General features: G+C 64.7%; 12 protein-coding genes and 1 riboswitch. Of the genes, 7 read left to right on the top strand and 5 right to left on the bottom strand.

Features of this window, described 5'->3' with window-relative positions:
* Window positions 1–67: 67 nt before the first annotated feature.
* From ECTHA_RS0103520 to ECTHA_RS0103500, 5 genes are all read right to left on the bottom strand, one after another.
* The gene (locus ECTHA_RS0103520; RefSeq protein ID WP_025281644.1) at window positions 68–3,178 is read right to left on the bottom strand and encodes an efflux RND transporter permease subunit; all 3,111 of its coding nucleotides are present in this window, start codon (window positions 3,176–3,178) and stop codon (window positions 68–70) included.
* 3 nt (window positions 3,179–3,181) lie between these two features.
* On the bottom strand, window positions 3,182–4,429 hold the full coding sequence (locus ECTHA_RS0103515; protein ID WP_026623505.1) for an efflux RND transporter periplasmic adaptor subunit: 1,248 nt from the start codon (window positions 4,427–4,429) through the stop codon (window positions 3,182–3,184).
* 113 nt (window positions 4,430–4,542) lie between these two features.
* Complete coding sequence (locus ECTHA_RS0103510) at window positions 4,543–5,319, bottom strand: ABC transporter ATP-binding protein (protein ID WP_025281645.1); 777 nt, start codon at window positions 5,317–5,319, stop codon at window positions 4,543–4,545.
* Between the two features lie 2 nt (window positions 5,320–5,321).
* Complete coding sequence (locus tag ECTHA_RS0103505) at window positions 5,322–6,290, bottom strand: FecCD family ABC transporter permease (RefSeq protein WP_025281646.1); 969 nt, start codon at window positions 6,288–6,290, stop codon at window positions 5,322–5,324.
* Window positions 6,287–7,237, bottom strand: coding sequence for a cobalamin-binding protein (locus tag ECTHA_RS0103500; protein WP_051582593.1), 951 nt, complete (start codon window positions 7,235–7,237; stop codon window positions 6,287–6,289). The genes ECTHA_RS0103505 and ECTHA_RS0103500 overlap by 4 nt, the downstream gene beginning before the upstream one ends.
* A gap of 585 nt (window positions 7,238–7,822) precedes the next feature.
* Window positions 7,823–8,076, top strand: a riboswitch (cobalamin riboswitch).
* Between the two features lie 164 nt (window positions 8,077–8,240).
* Between ECTHA_RS0103500 and ECTHA_RS0103495 the strand changes: the two genes are divergently transcribed.
* The 7 genes from ECTHA_RS0103495 to cobT all read left to right on the top strand — a co-directional run bounded on the left by ECTHA_RS0103495 (window position 8,241) and on the right by cobT (window position 16,928).
* The gene (locus ECTHA_RS0103495) at window positions 8,241–10,049 is read left to right on the top strand and encodes a TonB-dependent receptor domain-containing protein (RefSeq protein WP_026623503.1); all 1,809 of its coding nucleotides are present in this window, start codon (window positions 8,241–8,243) and stop codon (window positions 10,047–10,049) included.
* Window positions 10,050–10,162: 113 nt separating this feature from the next.
* Window positions 10,163–11,458 carry a cobyrinic acid a,c-diamide synthase CobB gene (locus ECTHA_RS0103490; RefSeq protein ID WP_025282093.1) on the top strand — a complete coding sequence of 432 codons (1,296 nt, stop codon included), beginning with the start codon at window positions 10,163–10,165 and terminating at the stop codon, window positions 11,456–11,458.
* A 60-nt stretch (window positions 11,459–11,518) separates the two neighbouring features.
* Window positions 11,519–12,430 (top strand): adenosylcobinamide-phosphate synthase CbiB, encoded by a 912-nt coding sequence (cbiB, locus tag ECTHA_RS0103485; protein ID WP_025282092.1) that lies wholly within the window; start codon window positions 11,519–11,521, stop codon window positions 12,428–12,430.
* A gap of 472 nt (window positions 12,431–12,902) precedes the next feature.
* On the top strand, window positions 12,903–13,880 hold the full coding sequence (cobD, locus tag ECTHA_RS0103480) for a threonine-phosphate decarboxylase CobD (RefSeq protein WP_218915905.1): 978 nt from the start codon (window positions 12,903–12,905) through the stop codon (window positions 13,878–13,880).
* A complete protein-coding gene (locus tag ECTHA_RS0103475; protein ID WP_025282090.1) occupies window positions 13,877–15,349 on the top strand; it encodes a cobyric acid synthase in 1,473 nt (490 codons plus the stop codon). The genes cobD and ECTHA_RS0103475 overlap by 4 nt, the downstream gene beginning before the upstream one ends.
* Entirely contained in the window at window positions 15,349–15,873 is a 525-nt protein-coding gene (cobU, locus tag ECTHA_RS0103470) for a bifunctional adenosylcobinamide kinase/adenosylcobinamide-phosphate guanylyltransferase (RefSeq protein ID WP_025282089.1), read from the top strand. Before ECTHA_RS0103475 ends, cobU begins: the two co-directional genes overlap by 1 nt.
* Window positions 15,870–16,928, top strand: coding sequence for a nicotinate-nucleotide--dimethylbenzimidazole phosphoribosyltransferase (gene cobT, locus ECTHA_RS0103465; protein WP_025282088.1), 1,059 nt, complete (start codon window positions 15,870–15,872; stop codon window positions 16,926–16,928). Before cobU ends, cobT begins: the two co-directional genes overlap by 4 nt.
* Window position 16,929: the final 1 nt, after the last annotated feature.

Below are 16,929 nucleotides of genomic sequence, written 5' to 3'. Positions count from 1 at the left end.
GCCCCTCACCCCAACCCCTCTCCCCAACCCCTCACCCCAACCCCGCTCCCCGGCGGGGAGAGGGGCTTTAGGTTGTCTGAGCCCGCCCCCACCGGCTCGCCAGCCGCTCATGAATCGCCAGCAGCGCCGGGATGACCAACAGCACCAGCACCGTCGCGAAGGCCAGTCCAAAGACGATGGATACCGCCATGGGCACCAGGAACTGGGCCTGCACCGAGCGTTCGAACAGCAGCGGCATCAGGCCGGCGATGGTAGTGAACGAGGTGAGCACCACGGCGCGCAAGCGTTGGCAGGAGGCCTCGATGATGGCCTCATCCTGGGCCAGGCCCTCGCCACGCAATGATTGATAGAAACTCACCAGGATGATGGAGTTGTTCACCACGATGCCCGTCAGGCCGAACAGGCCGAACAGGGACAGGATGGTGAGCTCCATGCCCAGCACCCAGTGACCCACCAGGGCGCCCAGCAGGCCAAAGGGAATGATGGCCATCACCACCAGGGGCCAGCCGTAGGAGCCGAACACCCAGGCCAGCGTCAGGTAGATCAGGGCCAGGGCGAAGATCAGGCCCGTGCGCATGTCCCCCAGGGTGTCCGCCTGATCCGCAGCGCGCCCCTCGAAGGACCACTCCACCCCATGACGCTGGGTGAGTTCGGGCAGGACGTCTTCAGCCAGCTGTTCACGGATGCGCCCGGCATTGTTCACCGAACGATCCACCTCGGCCGAGACGGCAATGGCCAGCCGGGTCTCGGCACGGCGCAGGGTCTCGAAGCCCTGACGGGGACTCAACTGGGCCACGGTGTCCAGGGGAGCCATGCCCCCATCGGGCAGGATGACGGCGAAACGATCCAGGGTGACCGTATGATGCCGTTCGTTATCCGGTAACAGCACCCGCACCTCGATCTCCTCCAGGCCCTCCTGGTAGATCTGGGCCAGGTGACCATCGAAGGCTGCCCGCAACTGCTGGCCGAGTGATTCCGTGGTCAGGCCCTGGGCCAGGCCTTCCGGGGTGAGCCGGTAGATGAGCTGTTCACGCCCGAAGGGCATGTTGTCTTCTACCGCGAACACGCCGGGGAAGTCATTGAGGGTTTCTGCCAGATCCAGGCCTGCAGCCTTGACCCGGTCGGGATCATCCCCTGTCAAACGCACATCCACGTCCCGCCCTGGCGGCCCGGCCTGACGCTCGGTGATGCTGAACATCTCCATGCCCGCCGGTTCGCGGATGCGGGACTGCCATTCGCGGATGAACTGGGTGTTGCGCACCTCACGCTGGTCGGGTGAGATGAGTTCCACGAGGATGGAGCCGAACTGATCGCCGGACGGCGCCTGATCGGCCCCTCCGCCTTCCACCCCCTTGCCGGCGCGGACCACCACGTTGCGCACCAGATCGCCGCCCAGGGCCTCTTCGGTGGCGTAGAGCTCTTCTTCCAGGTGTTTGAGGAAGCCGTCCACGCGCTGTGGCGGGGTGCCTGCCACGAAATGAGCCGAGGCGTTGATCACCGTGCCCTCCGGAGAAGGGAAGAAGGTGAACCCCAAGCGGCCTCCGGCCAGCAGACCCACCGCCAGGATGAGTACCGCCACGCCGCCCGCCAGAGTGAGACCCGCATTGTTCACTGAGCCGGTGACCAGGCGTCGGAATGGGCCTTGCCGGAAGGCCTCAAAGCGTTGATCGAAGCCTGCCCGAAAGGACCCCGGACGCGGTGGCTGGACCTTCTCCAGGCTGTTCTTCAGGTGGTAGGGAAGCACCAGGAAGCTGATCAGCAGGGTGGCCAGGATCACGCAGATCACCACCAGCGGGATGTCGAACAGGATATTGCCAATGATGCCGCCGATGAGCATCAGTGGCAGGAAGGCGGCCACGGTGGTGAGCGAGGCGGAGATCACCGGGGCCAGCATGCGCCTCGCCCCGCGTTCGGCGGCCTGATCGGCCTTCATGCCCCGTTGATACTGGGTGTAGGCGTGTTCGCTGACGACAATGGCATTGTCGACGATGATCCCCAGGGACATGATGAAGCCGAACAGGGAGATCATGTTGATGCTGCCGCCCAGGGCCCACAGGGCCAGGAAGGCGGCAGTGAAGGACACGGGGATGCTCAGGGCCACCCGCAGTGCCAGGCGGCCATTGAGGAACAGGAAGAGGATGCCCAGTACCAGCAGCAGGCCACCGGCCCCGTTCTTGAGGAGCAGCCCGATGCGTTCCATCAGGGGCTCGTAGAATTGGTCGTAGACGTGGATGTCCACATCCGGGGGCAGGGTGGGTTCCACCTCTGCCAGCCAGTCCTGAATGACCGCGGCGGCTTCCAGGGCATCGTCCTGTTCGGTGCGTTGCAGGGCCAGTTCCACGGCGGGTTTGCCCTGATAGCGGATGAAGGTTTGATTGTCCCGGGGGCGGCGCTCGATCTCGGCCACGTCGCCCAGCAGGATCAACCCGCCCTCGGTCTCGGAGCGCAAGGGCAGGCGCGCGAAATCCATGGCCTCGCGGCCCTGTTCCAGGCTGCGCAGTTGTCGGGCAGTGTCGTCGCGGCCCACGATGCCGGCGGGAAGATCCCGGGAAAGGTCATCCACGCGCTCCCCCACCTGGTTCAAGGACATGCCCAGGTCCAGCAGCTGAGCGGTAGGCACCTGGATGGCCATCTGCTCCTCGGGCAGGCCGGTGAACTCCACCCGGGCAATCCCTGCATCCAGCAGTTGGCGTTCCAGGTCTCGCACCATTGGTCGCAGTTCCCGCAGATCATCGGGGCCGGTGATCAGCAGCCGGGCGATGGGCTCATACCGGATCACCCGTGTGACCACCGGGGTTTCGGCGGCGTCTGGAAGGTTGCGTTGCTGGGCCACCCGGTCCTTGACCTGGTCGGTGGCCAGGGTCATGTCGGTGCCTGACTCGAACTCGAGGGTGATGGCGGCGACACCCAGGGATGAGGTGGAGGTGAGGTTGCGCAGACCGTCCACGGTGCGCAGTTCCTGCTCCAGGGGGATGGTGATGCCCTGCTGCACGTCCTCGGCGCTGGCGCCGGTCCAGGTGACCTGCACGGTGACAAAGTCCAGCGCAAAGGTGGGGAAGAACTGGGTATTGAGCTTGAGCAGGGCCCAGGACCCGGACAGCAGCATCAGCACCACCAGCAGATTGGCGGCCACGGGATGACGCAGGAAGAAACCGATCACACCTCGGGAACGGGTCATGGGTTACTCGCCCTCGACGCTGACGCGCAGCCCGTCCATGGCATTGGGCAGGCGGGTGACGATGATCCGATCGCCAGTGGACAGTTCGGGGCTGGCCACCAGCACTCTTTCATGACCGGAGGCGTCGGTCCATTCGCCGATGCGTTCCACGCCGATACGACGCATGCGGTCCTCCTCCAGGCGATAGATGCGTTCCAGACCGTACAGGGCCTCGAAGGGTAGGGCGATCACGTCCGTTTGCGCCGGCAGGGAGAGGCGCACGGTCATGAAGCGGCCCAGGGGGATCTCCCCGGCGCCTGAGTGGACCCGGAAGATGCCTTCCACGCCTGCACCACCTGCGGGGCTTTCGCCGGCGAGTCGGGCGAGGGTGAGGGAGACTTCCAGACCGTCCACCTGACCCATGGCTTGAGGCGCATCGTGCGCCTCAAGCGCCGCCCGCACGCGCGGCATGTAGGTGGCGGGGATGCGGGCGCGCACCTCCAGGGCCTCCAGGTCATAGAGGGCCACGAGGGCGTCGCCCACGCGCACCCGGTCTCCCGGTGCCACCTGCACCTGGGAGATGCGGGCGTCGAAGGGGGCGGTGAGGCGGCTGCGCTCCAGATCCAGCCTGGCCTGTTCCAGCAATGATTCGGCGCGGCGGGCGCGGGCCTTGATTTGCTCACGCTGGGCTTCGAAGTCTTCCACTGCCAGTCGGCGGTTGGCCACGGCCAGGGCCTGTTGCTCCAGGGTGCGCTGGGCATCCTCCACAGCGGTGGGGGAGCCCACGTTACGTCGTTGCAGGTCCTCGGCGCGCTCCACGGAACGTCGGGCCAGTGCCAGCAGGGTCTGTTCCCGCTTCAGGGCTTCCTGGTCCCTTGCATGACTGCGTTCCAGGGCACGCAACTGGGCCTGCAGATCATCCAGGTCGGCCTGTCGCTGGTCCACCAGCAGGCTCAGTTCGCGCCTGTCCAGTTCCACCAGGGTGTCGCCGGCCTCAACCCGCCGCCCTTCCTCCGCGGGCACCTGGGTCACGTCGGCCTCCACCGCAGCCCGGAGGCTGGCGGCCCTTGGCGAGGTGACGTGGCCGTACAGGGTGAGTTGTGGCGATAGCGTCTGCAGTTCGATTTCCTGCACATCCACACGCCAGGCCCGCTCAGCCACCTCCCGGGGGGGCTGTTCCGGGCGGGTGATCAGGAGCAGGATGAAGCCAAGGATGCCCAGGGCAAGGAGGATGAGGGGCAGGAAGCGGCGAACCGGTTGGGGTAGCTTCATTGGGAGTGAGGGAGTCCTTGTTGGGCGTGCGACCGGATCCGGCGTGGCCGCGGTGGTTTTGGAATCATTCTACTCATGGACGGGGAGGCGATGCCAAGGAAACCGTCAAAACCCTAACGTCCCAGCGGCAGGAAGACCGGCATGCCATCCACTTCACCGACGGCCAGGGGCTGGCTGTACAGCTTCTCAAGCGCCTTTGGCACCAACATGTCCCGAGTGGTTCCCCAGCAGGCCTCACCGGTGGGGTACATGAGCAGCAGGTGATCGCAGTAGCGGGCAGCCAGGTTCACGTCATGCATGGTGAGGATCGCCCCGCGCCCCTGGGTCACCATCCCGCGGACGATATCCAGTACCTCCACCTGGTGATGCAGGTCCAGGTGATTGGTGGGTTCGTCCAGCAAAAACACCTGGGGGTCCTGGGTGAGCGCGGTGGCGATGGCCAGTCGCTGTCGCTCGCCTCCGGACAGCGTGGCGATGGGGCGTTCCTCCATGCCGGTGAGGTCAACCCGGGCCAGGGCCGCCTGCGCCGCGGCGTAGTCTTCCGCCGATTCCAGTTCCCAGGCGCGCAGATAAGGGTGACGGCCGATGAGGGCGGTTTCCAGCACCGATGCGGGGAAACCATCCTGACGATCCTGAAAGACCATTCCCAGATGCCGGGCGATCTGGCGCCTGGGCAGTTGGTGGATGGGTTTGCCCTCCAGCCGCAGGCTTCCACGACGCGCCGGGCGCAGTCCTGCCAGGGTGTGCAACAGGGTGCTCTTGCCCACCCCGTTGGGGCCCAGCACGCCCCAGCATTCTCCGGCCCCCACACCCAGGTTGAGGGGCGCGCCGTCCGGGCGGCCGGGGATGTCGACGACCAGGTCGACCAGTTCCAGCAGGGGGGATGCCATGGTCACCTGCTCCTGTGCAGAAGATAGAGGAACACCGGCACCCCCAGCATTGCCGTGATCACCCCCACCGGCAACTGCTGTGGTGCGATGATGGTGCGCGCCAGGGTGTCTGCCAGGGTGAGCAGGATGCCTCCCGCCAGGGCCGAGGCGGGCAGGATGATGCGCTGGTCATTGCCCAGCACCAGGCGCAGCATATGAGGCACCACCAGGCCGACAAAGCCGATGCTGCCCGCCACTGTCACCGCCGTTGCGGTGACCAGGGCGGCCACAATATAGATGGTCCATTCCAGTGGCCGCACCGCCACTCCCAGCGCCGCAGCTTGCATGGGTCCGCGGGCCAGCACGTTGAGGCTGCGCCCCAGGGGCATGGCGGCCAGCACCACCAGCACCAGCACTGTCCAGGCCGGCCAGATGCTGTGAGCGTGGGACAGGTCCCCCATCAACCAGTACAGCATCCCGGGGAGTTCCTCGGTGGGGCTGACCGCCAGCATGAAGCTGATGAAGGCCCCCCAGCCGGCGGCCACCACCACGCCGGTGAGCAGCAGGCGGGTCGGCGTCCAGCTGCCGGTACCATGGGCCAGGCCGAAGACGATCAGGGTGGAGATCATGGCGCCGATGAAGGCCGAGCCGGAGACCACCACGGTGCCCAGCCCTGCCAGCATGGCCAGTAGGGCGCCCACCGCCGCACCGCCCGACAGGCCCAGTACATAGGGGTCGGCCAGGGGGTTGCGCAACAGGACCTGCATCAGGGCGCCGGCCACCGCCAGCAGTCCGCCGGTGGCAAAGGCGGCCAGGGTACGGGGCAGGCGCAGCTCCAGGATCAGGGTGCGATGCAGGGGCTCGCCGCCGCCGGTCAGCACCGCCAGGGTCTCGGCAGGGGTGAGCGGCACGCTCCCCACGGCCACGGCCGTCATCACGGCGGCCAGCGAGCCCCCCAGCAGGATGGTCAGGATGAACGCCAGGCGCGTCACTCATCGCCCTCCGGGCGACGTTCGCGGGCGGTTTCAAGGAAATCGCAGATCATCCGGGTGCCTTCCAGGATGCGCGGCGTGGGGCGCTGGATCAGGGACGGGGGAATGAAGAAGAGATTGTCCCGCTGCACGGCGGTCATGTCGGACCAGCGGCGCCAGTCCTCCACCCATTGTGGGTTGTCCTCGCCCATGCCGCCGCCGATGATGGTTTCGGGGTTGGCGGCGAGGACGACCTCGCGATCCAGGCGTGGCACCTTGGTATCCAGGTGGCCGAAGATGTTCTGGCCGCCGCAGAGGCGGATGGCCTGGGAGATGAGGTGTTCGTCATTGAGGGTCATCAGCGGGCGATCCCATACCTGGTAGAAGACGCTGACGGGGGGTTGTTCGCCATAGCGGTCTTCGAGTTCGGTGAGGGTGCGGCGCACCTGGGCACCCGCCTCTTCGCCACCCGTGGTGTGCCCGGTGAGATGTCCCAGGCGCTCCAGCCCGGAGGCCAGTTGTTCGAAGGTTTGCGGATTACTGAAGTAGAGGGGGTAGTTCAGGGCTTCCAGGCGTTCCAGCTGGGCCCGCACGTTGCCGCTCTCCCAGGCCACCACCAGATCCGGTTTCAGGGCCAGGATGGATTCCAGATCCAGTTGTTTGTAGCTGCCTACCCGGGGGATGCCTTCGGCTGCTTCAGGGTAGTCGCTGTAGTTGACGGCCCCAACGATCTGATCACCCGCCCCCAGGGCAAACAGGTTTTCAGTGATGTGCGGAGCCAGGCTGATGGTGCGTTTGGCCGGCGCCTCCAGGTGCACCTCCCGGCCCTTGTCATCGGTGACGGTCACGGGCTGCGCGTGAGCGTTGGTGATTGCTGGAGCGCTTGTAAGAAGGGCGCAAATGGCAGCTATTTGTGCCCATTTGCGGGGAAATGGAGGTGTATGGCTTATGTGGTTGGGGTGTCTCATGGTGTTGGGGTCGGGCGCTTGAAAGGAGGGCATCATAACAGCGATGCGGGTGCTGACCACCTGCATGATCCTCCGCACCCACCGGTATCCAACCCTCCCAGCGCCCGCCTCCTGTAGGAGCGGCCCTCGGCCGCGAATGGGTCTGATACCTCCTGTGTGCCTGGGTTTTGCACCGTGCCCAAAGGCCTTCCTCCCATGCGCCTGGGCTTTGCTGCATGCCTGGGGTCTGCCTCCAGGGTGCCTGGGCTTTGCAGTATGCCTGGGGTCTGCCTCCAGGGTGCCTGGGCTTTGCGCCGTGCCCAGGGTCTGCCTCCGGGGTGCATTTCTTGCGGCGGGACGCCGTGAATACGTCCCTGTAGGCTTGACCGCCGCATCCATGCGGCGAACACCCGCCTCCAGAAACCCACCCCGGAGGCAGACCGGACGCGTTGGGGCTTGCGTTCGGGGGGGGGCTCCCAGGCTTGAATGGAGCCTTGTGGGAGCGGCCCTCGGCCGCGAATGGGCGCGCCTCAGGTGCATGGATGTCCATCTGCCCTGACAGTAACCCCTGCGGCCCGCATTGGAATATCCACAATCGTTTGCGTATGATACCGCCTCGCTTCAGGTGCCAGATGATTGACATCCGTCTGGTGAAACGGGAAGCCGGTATGTCTGCCAGATTCAGCAGACCAGTCCGGCGCTGCCCCCGCAACGGTAGGCGAGACGAGGGTTTCTGCATGTCAGCGCAGCAACCCCGGCAAGGCGTGAAGCCACTGCGCGCAAGCGTGGGAAGGTGCCTTGACCCGGTCAAAGATGACCCGTCCGCGAGCCCGGAGACCGGCCTGATGCGTTCACGCGGCATTGCGGAGGGCTTTGCGCGGCTCGTCTTCTCGGGTCTCATTCCGGTGGATCTGGCTTTCCGGTGCGCCTTGCACCGATGGGTCTGATTGATCCGCTGCTCTCCTAGTGCCGCACCCTGGCCCATACACAGGTGCGCGGGCGGCGCACCGGAGAGCACGTACTCATGCAAACCCGATCCTTCCTGCCGGCAGCCGTTCTGCTGGCCATTCCTTCCCTCGCTACTGCCCAGGAACAGGTGGCCCAACTGGACCCCATCCTGGTCACCCCCACCCGCACAGTCCAGACCACCGACCAGACCCTGGCCTCCGTGACCGTGATCGAGCGGGAGGAGATCGAGCGGTTGCAGCCGAAGGAGTTTGTGGATTTGTTGAGGGGGCGGGCGGGTATTGGCCTGACCCAGAACGGGCCTTTTGGCAAGACCACCAGTCTTTTCATGCGTGGGACTAACTCGGATCACACTTTGTTGCTGGTTGATGGGGTGCGGATGGGATCAGCAACCACGGGGCAAGCTGCGTGGCAATATTTACCTCCTGCAGAGATTGAGCGCGTAGAGATTGTCCGTGGACCACGAACCAGTCTTTATGGGTCGGATGCTATCGGTGGAGTTATTCAGGTGTTTACCAAGGAAGGGGATGGTCCCGCGAAACTTCGGGCACATCTGGGTGCAGGCTCTTTCAATACCAGGGAGATGGGTGCGGGCCTGTCCGGTTCCACGGGAAGTACTCGCTACAATCTCTCAGTCAGTCATTTATCCACTGATGGCATCAATGTGCAAGACGAGACCGCCGATGATCGCCGGGATGGTTATGAGAATAGCTCCGTGTCGGCCCGCTTGTCTCATGAGTTGAAAAACGGCTTTGAGATTTTCGGCTCTCTGCTACATGCGGAAGGTGAGAGTGATTTTGACAGTGGTGGGTCGGGTGATAGGCAGGAATTCAGACAGCACGCCTCACAATTTGGCGTGCGTGGGCAATTGGCGGACATTTGGTACAGTACTTTTTCAGTTGCCCATAGTCGAGATGAGTTGGAAACATTTAGCGACTGGCCTAGTAAGTTTGAGACATCGAGGAATCTTTTTAATTGGCAAAATGATGTGGCTCTCGCGGAGCGCCACATGCTCACGTTAGGTATGGATTACCAAAATGACCGTGTCAATGTCTCCAGCGACTATTCGGAAACTCGCAGAGATAATGTCGGATTGTACGCGCAATGGCAGGTGGAGTTGGGTAGGTATGATCTGGCATGGAGCCTGAGGCACGATGATAATGAGACCTTTGGCCACGAAACCACCGGCCAAATTGCTTGGGGAATGCAATTACAGGAGCAATGGAGCTTGCGTGCCAGTTATGGCACTGCATTCAAAGCACCGACATTCAATGAGCTTTACAATCCAATGCTGAGTTGGGATCCTCCGTTCGAGCCCTACGGCAATCCTGATCTCGACGCAGAAAAGTCGGAAAGCCTAGAAGTTGGGTTGAATTATGCGTCAGGCCTTTTTTTCGGCGATTTAGCTATTTTTTATACCGAGGTGGAGAATTTGATTTCCGGGTGGCCGGCTCAGAATACTGATGAGGCAAGAATTCGCGGAATGGAGCTTGAGTTCGGTATTCTTCAAGAGGATTGGAGTGCGCTGGCGGCCTTAACTCACCTGGACCATGAGGATCGTGAGACGGGCAATAGATTGCAGCGGCGCCCCGAAACTACAGCACGTGTGGATCTGGATCGGTTCTGGGGTGACTTTACGCTGGGTGCGACAGTGGCGGCTGAAGGTTCCCGGTACAATGATCCTCTCAATAACGAACGGCTGGGTGGCTTTGCATTGCTTGATCTGCGAGCGTCTTATCGCATCACTCCCGAATGGCGACTCAGCGGCAAGATCCAGAATGCGCTGGACAAGCACTACGAAACGGTAAAGGGGTACAACCAACCCGGCCGCGCCTTCTTCGTCACGTTAAACTACCAGCAACAGTGACCTCCGCCGCCCCTCATCCCCGGCCCTTCTCCCCCGAGGGGAGAAGGGAGTTGGTGGAGTTTCCCCTCAAGGGGTTGGGGTGAGGGCGACGATGTGAATCCACGAGGCCGACCATGACCACTCACCATTGCCCAGCCCTGCTCATCACCGCCACCGGCTCCGGTCAGGGCAAGACCACGGTGACGGCGGCACTGGCCCGCTACCACCGTAACCAGGGGCGGCGGGTGCGGGTGTTCAAGGCGGGGCCGGATTTCCTCGACCCCATGATCCATCAGCAGGCCAGCGGACACCCCGTGCACACCCTGGATATGTGGATGACAGGGGAGGAAGACGCCCGGCAACGTCTGTATGAAGCAGCGGGCGAGTCGGATCTGATCCTGGTGGAGGGCGTGATGGGCCTGTTCGACGGGCGACCTTCCAGTGCCGACATCGCCGCCCGGTTCGGCATCCCGGTGATGCCGGCCATCAGCGGGGCCGCCATGGCCCAGACCTTTGGTGCCCTGGCCCATGGTCTTTCCACCTTTCGCTCCGACGTGCCCTTTGCCGGTGTGCTGGCCAATCGCATCAGTGGTGAACGACATTACGGCATGCTCATGGAATGCCTGCCCGAGCACCTCATCGCCTTTGGTTATCTGCCCAAGTCCGCCGATGCCGCGTTGCCCAGTCGGCATCTGGGCCTGGTGCAGGCCGAAGAGATCGCGGATCTCGATGCGCGACTCGAGGCCGCTGCGGCGCAGCTGGTGTGGAAGCCGGAGGGGCTGCCGCCGCCGGTGGCCTTTGAGCCGGGTCGTGCCGCGCCGGTGCCGCGATCCCTGGAGGGTCGGCGCATTGCCATCGCCCGGGATCAGGCCTTTGCCTTCATTTATCCCGCCAATCTGGAGTTGCTGGAACGGATGGGGGCCAGTCTGCGGTTCTTCTCTCCGGTGGCCGGGCAAGGCTTGCCCGAGGCGGATGCGGTTTATCTGCCTGGGGGGTATCCGGAGTTGCATATGGAGGCACTGGCGGCCAATGTCGGATTGAAGCGGGACCTGGCTGCCCATGTGCAGGCCGGACGACCGCTGCTGGCCGAGTGTGGTGGGATGCTCTATTTGCTGGACCGGCTGGAGGACAAGGAGGGGCAGGGCGCGGAGATGGCTGGCCTGCTGACGGGGACTGCGCGGATGCAGGGGAGGCTGGCGTCGCTGGGTCCCCAGGAGGTGACCTTGCCTGAGGGTGTCCTGAGGGGGCACACCTTCCATCACTCGGCCATGGAGTCGCCGCTGACGCCGTTGGCGCGGTCGAGGTGCCCCAATGGGCGTGCGACGTCAGAGCCGGTGTATCGGGTGGGGGGGATGACGGCGACGTATGTGCATGTTTATTTTCCCTCCAATCCCGAGGCAGTGGGGAGATTGTTTGGTGGGTGGGGATGAGGGGGAAACGGAGGGCACCATGCCCAAGATGGCTGTTCGAAGTGCTGAGATGACACCTGCATGCTGACATTCACCCTCATCCTGGCAGCCCTGCTACTGGACCGCCTGCTCGGGGAACCCCGGCGCTGGCATCCGCTGGTGGGTTTCGGCGCGCTGATTGATGCGGCGGAGCGCCATGGTTATGCCGACGATCGACGCCGCGGGGCCTGGCTGGTGGCGGGGCTGGTGATTCCGCTGGTACTGTTCAGCGCCTGGTTGACCGCGCCCGCCTGGGGTTGGGCGGTTGAACTCATCCTGCTATACCTGGCCATCGGCTGGCGCAGCCTGGGCGAGCATGGGCGCGGCATCGGTGCCGCCCTGTTGCAGGGGGATCTGCCACAGGCCCGCGAGCGGGTGGCCTTCCTGGTGAGTCGGGACACCCAGAATATCGACGAGACGGAGATCAGCAAGGCCACCGTGGAATCGGTGCTGGAAAACGGTAACGATGCCGTCTTCGCCCCCATCTTCTGGTTCGTGGTGGCGGGTGCCCCCGGGGTGGTGGCCTACCGGCTGGTGAATACGCTGGATGCCATGTGGGGTTACCGTAATGACCGCTACCGGCATTTTGGCTGGGCGGCGGCGCGGCTGGATGACGTGCTCAATTACATCCCCGCGCGCCTGACGGCCCTGGCTTATGCCCTGGCCGCGGGCGGGATCGACGGAACGCGTCGGGCCTTCCGCTGTTGGCGCCATCAGGGAACGGCGTGGAAAAGCCCGAACGCCGGCCCGGTGATGGCGGCTGGGGCGGGCGCCCTGGGTGTGCGTCTTGGGGGGGCGGCCATCTACCATGGACGCAGCGAGGGGCGCCCGGATCTGGGCGAGGGCGCGGATGCCCAGGGCGTGGATATCGATCGGGCGCTGGACTTGATGCGCCGGGCCATGGGGATCTGGCTGGTGGTGTTGGGAATCGGTGCCCTGGTCATCATGATGTGATGAGGCCAGATGATTGCCCCGCCAACCCCCTGTGGGAGCGGCCCTTGGCCGCGAATGGCTTTTCGAAAAAGACTCCGGACTGTCCGGACCTCGGGGGGAGCGGGTTCCTGTAAGCGGGCTTCAGCCGCGGGAAGCGGCTGCAGAGCCTACATGGATGTGTTCACGGCGTCCCGCTGTAAGGAACCCGGTCCCCCCGAGGTCCACTCCGGTCTCAGGTCGGGGCGGCGGCCGATGACTCAGCCATTCGCGGCCGAGGGCCGCTCCCACGGGGGATTGCCGCAGCCAAAGCGGTTTTTACAAGGGCTCTGAAGTATCAGGATGTCGGGGGCGCCCCAAGGTCTCCCTCATCAAAGGATGCCGTTTCAAAGGATGCCGTTTCGCACTGATCTGGAGGCTGACACGCTTGACCCAATCCAACGCAGACAACCCGGCAGGCTCACCCTTGGCACCCTTCCTGCCACACGGGGGACGTCTGCGTGCAGCAGCCCGGGAAGAGGGCATTCCCCTGGAGGAATGGCTGGATCTGTCCACCGGCATCAATCCCAATGGCTGGCCGGTGCCCCCCGTACCCGGCGCGCACTGGGTGCGTCTGCCGGAAGAGGAGGATGGCCTGGAGGCGGCCGCGAAACATTATTATGGGAGCCCTGCCGTGCTGCCCGTGGCCGGCTCCCAGGCAGCCATTCAGGCCCTGCCCACCTTGCTGAAGCCAGGACGGTGCGTAGGCGTGCTGCACCCCAGCTATGCTGAGCATGCCCATGCGTGGGAGAGGGCCGGTCACACGGTGCGGGCCCTGGCGCCGGAGAGCATCGAAGAGCATCTGCCTGCACTGGATGTGCTCCTGCTGGTGCATCCCAACAACCCCACCGGGGCCCTGTTCGGTCCCGCTCGTCTGCAGTCCTGGCATCAGCGTCTGGCAGACAAGGGCGGCTGGCTGATTATCGACGAAGCCTTCATGGACGCCACACCGGAGCGCAGTCTGGCCCCCATCTGCCCCCAGCCGGGCCTGATCGTACTGCGTTCCCTGGGCAAGTTTTTCGGCCTGGCCGGTGCCCGGGTGGGGTTTGTCTTTGCCGAGGCGGATATCCGCCAGCGCCTGGCTGCCGCCCTGGGGCCCTGGACCGTGACCGGGCCCTCGCGCTGGGTGGCCACCCAGGCCCTGGAGGATCTCGACTGGCAGGAGCAGACCCGCTTGAGCCTTTATGAGGCCGGGGCACGGCTCAGGGATTGCCTGGATACTCACGGCCTGCCGCCCGATGGCGGCACTTCCCTGTTTCAGTGGATACGCACCGACCAAGCGCGGGAGCTTCACCAGGCGTTGCGGCGCCAGGGCATCCTCACCCGGTTGTTCACCGAGCCGCTCAGCCTGCGTTTCGGCCTGCCAGCCAATGAGCAGCAGTGGCAACGCCTGGAAGAGGCCCTCTCGGAAACGCTTCGGGAAAACGGCGCATGAGCCGGGGCACCCTGATGATCCAGGGCACCACCTCCGATGCGGGCAAAAGCACCCTGGTGACCGCTCTGGGGCGTGCCCTGGTAAGGCGTGGCCTGGCGGTGGCTCCCTTCAAGCCCCAGAACATGGCCCTGAATAGTGCCGTTACCCCCGAGGGTGGAGAGATCGGACGGGCACAGGCGGTGCAGGCTGCGGCCTGCCGGGTGGCGCCTCATACCGACATGAATCCGGTGCTGCTCAAGCCCTGTTCGGATCAGGGGGCCCAGGTGATCCTGGATGGCCAGCCCCTGACCCTGTCCAACGCAGGCGACTACCAACGTCTGAAGCCGGAGTTGCTGGGCCGGGTGGTGGCTGCCCATGAGCGTCTTGGGGCCCGGTACGACGCGGTGCTGGTGGAGGGTGCCGGCTCCCCGGCAGAGATCAACCTGCGCGAGGGGGATATCGCCAACATGGGCTTTGCCGAGGCGGTGGATTGCCCGGTGATCCTGGTGGCGGATATCGACCGTGGCGGTGTGTTCGCTCATTTGGTGGGCACGCTGGCGCTGTTGTCCGAGTCCGAGCGTCGGCGGGTGGTGGGTTTCGTGATCAATCGTTTTCGCGGCGATATCCGATTGCTGGAGTCGGGCCTGGAATGGCTGGAGCGAGAGACCGGCAAGCCGGTACTGGGCGTGCTGCCGTACCTCAAGGGGCTGTACCTGGAAGCGGAGGATGGGCTGCCCGAGGCGCCCGATATACCGGTAAAAGGCGGCCCGCAGGGCGAGCCGGCCTTGAATGTGGTGGTGCCTGTGCTGCCCCGCATCAGCAACCATACCGACTTCGATCCCCTGAGGCTGCATCCCCGGGTGAATCTTGTCTGGGTTGGGCCAGGGGAAACCCTGCCGCCTGCGGACCTGATCATCCTGCCCGGATCCAAGGCCGTGCGTGCGGATCTTGCCTGGCTGCATCAACAGGACTGGGTGAAGGACATCTTCCGACACCTGCGTTATGGCGGCCGCCTGCTGGGCATCTGCGGTGGTTTTCAGATGCTGGGGCAGTTGCTCCACGACCCTGAAGGTGTGGAAGGAGAGTCGGGCAGCAGCAATGGCCTGGGTCTGCTGGAGATGGAAACCACCCTGGCTCAGGGCAAGCAACTGCGCCAGGTGCAGGGACATCTGCATGATGGCGCGCCCCTGGAAGGTTACGAGATCCACGCCGGGGTGAGTCGCGGAGCGGCCCTGGCCAGGCCGGCAACACAACTGAGCCATGGCCCGGATGGGGCCTTGTCGGACGACGGCCAGGTGATGGGCACCTATGTTCATGGCCTTTTTGATCGTGGCGAGGCCCTCAGTTCCCTGCTCGCCTGGGCTGGGCTGGATGCCGTTGAGGGCAGGGACCTGTCCGATGACCGGGAGGCTGGTTTCGAGCAACTGGCCGATGCGGTGGAAACACATCTGGATATGGCCCGGATTCTGGAGTGGCTGGAGTCAAACTGATGAAAGAACTGATCCTCGGTGGCGTTCGCTCCGGCAAGAGCGCCCTGGCTGAACGCCTGGCATTGGAGAGTGGTTTGCCGGTGACCTATGTGGCCACCGCCCGGATGCGTGATGACGAGGAGATGCGCCAACGCATCCAGCATCACCAGGACCGCCGTCCGGATGACTGGGGCCTGGTGGAGGCGGGTGCCGAACTGGCCGATGTGCTTCACCAACACGCCCGGCCCGGCCACTGCCTGCTGGTGGATTGCCTGACTTTGTGGCTCACCCACCTGCTCTGGGACGAGGAGGAGGACACCTGCCGCCAGGAACAGACCCGTTTCCTGGAAGCACTGCCGGCACTGCCCGGACACCTGATCATGGTCAGCAATGAGACCAGCATGGGCATTGTCCCCATGGGAGAGCTGACCCGACGTTTTTGTGACGAAGCCGGCCGGCTTCATCAGGCCGTGGCGGCGCGCAGCGACCGCGTGGTGTTGACCGTGGCCGGCCTGCCCCTGGTACTGAAAGGAGAAAGTCTTTGAATCATGAAACCCCCTGGCTGCAGGTGCCTGCTGCCGATATCGACGAACAGGCCCGCCTGGATGCGGAAGAACGCCAGACGCGCCTGACCAAACCCCTGGGCTCGCTGGGCCTGCTGGAACCCCTGGCCTGCCGCCTGGCCGGCATGCAGGGCAGCGCCACGCCCCGCGTGGATAAGGTGCAGATCAGCATCTTCGCCGGCGACCACGGCGTGGCGGCCGAAGGGATCTCACGGTTCCCCCAATCGGTGACAGCGGAGATGGTGCGCAACTTTGCCCGGGGTGGAGCGGCCATCAGCGTACTGGCTCGATCCCTGGACGCCCAACTTGAGGTGATCAATCTGGGCACCGTCACCGATACCGGCCCCCTGGAAGGGGTGCTGGACGTGCGCGTGGGTCCGGGCACCGCGAATTTTGTCGATGCGCCGGCCATGGACATACATCAACTGGCCCTGGCCATGAACGCAGGCCGTCACAGCGCCGAGCGGGCACGCCTGGCGGGGACCGAACTCTACATTGCCGGCGAGATGGGCATCGGCAACACCACCGCCGCCGCTGGGCTGGCCTGCGCCCTCATGGGGCTGGACCCCCGCGAGCTGGCGGGCCCCGGCACGGGGCTGGACGTGGCCGGGGTCAGCCACAAGGCCGATGTGCTGCGCCGGGCTCTGGCCTTCCACAGGGACCACCTGGAAGATCCGGTGGAATGCCTTCGTCGTCTGGGGGGCTTCGAGATCGCCGCCATGAGCGGTGCCTATCTGGCCTGCGCCCAGATGGGGATGCCCATCATGGTGGACGGTTTCATCAGTTCCGCTGCGGCCCTGGCCACGGCGCGCATCTGTCCCAGTGCCCGCAACTGGATGATCTTTGGTCATGCCTCGGCCGAGCCGGGTCATCGTCACGTGCTGTCGTCCCTGGCAGCCGATCCTCTGCTGGATCTGGGCATGCGACTGGGCGAGGCCAGCGGTGCCGCCACCGCCGTACCCCTGCTGCGCTTGGCCTGTGATCTGCATGGTCGCATGGCCACCTTTGACGAGGCCCAGGTATCGGAGCCCGACTGAG

This window comes from Ectothiorhodospira haloalkaliphila ATCC 51935, assembly GCF_000633935.1.
Classification (GTDB): Bacteria; Pseudomonadota; Gammaproteobacteria; order Ectothiorhodospirales; family Ectothiorhodospiraceae; genus Ectothiorhodospira; species Ectothiorhodospira haloalkaliphila.
Note: the sequence above shows the minus strand (reverse complement) of the source record. Positions and strands in the feature narration are given on the sequence as shown.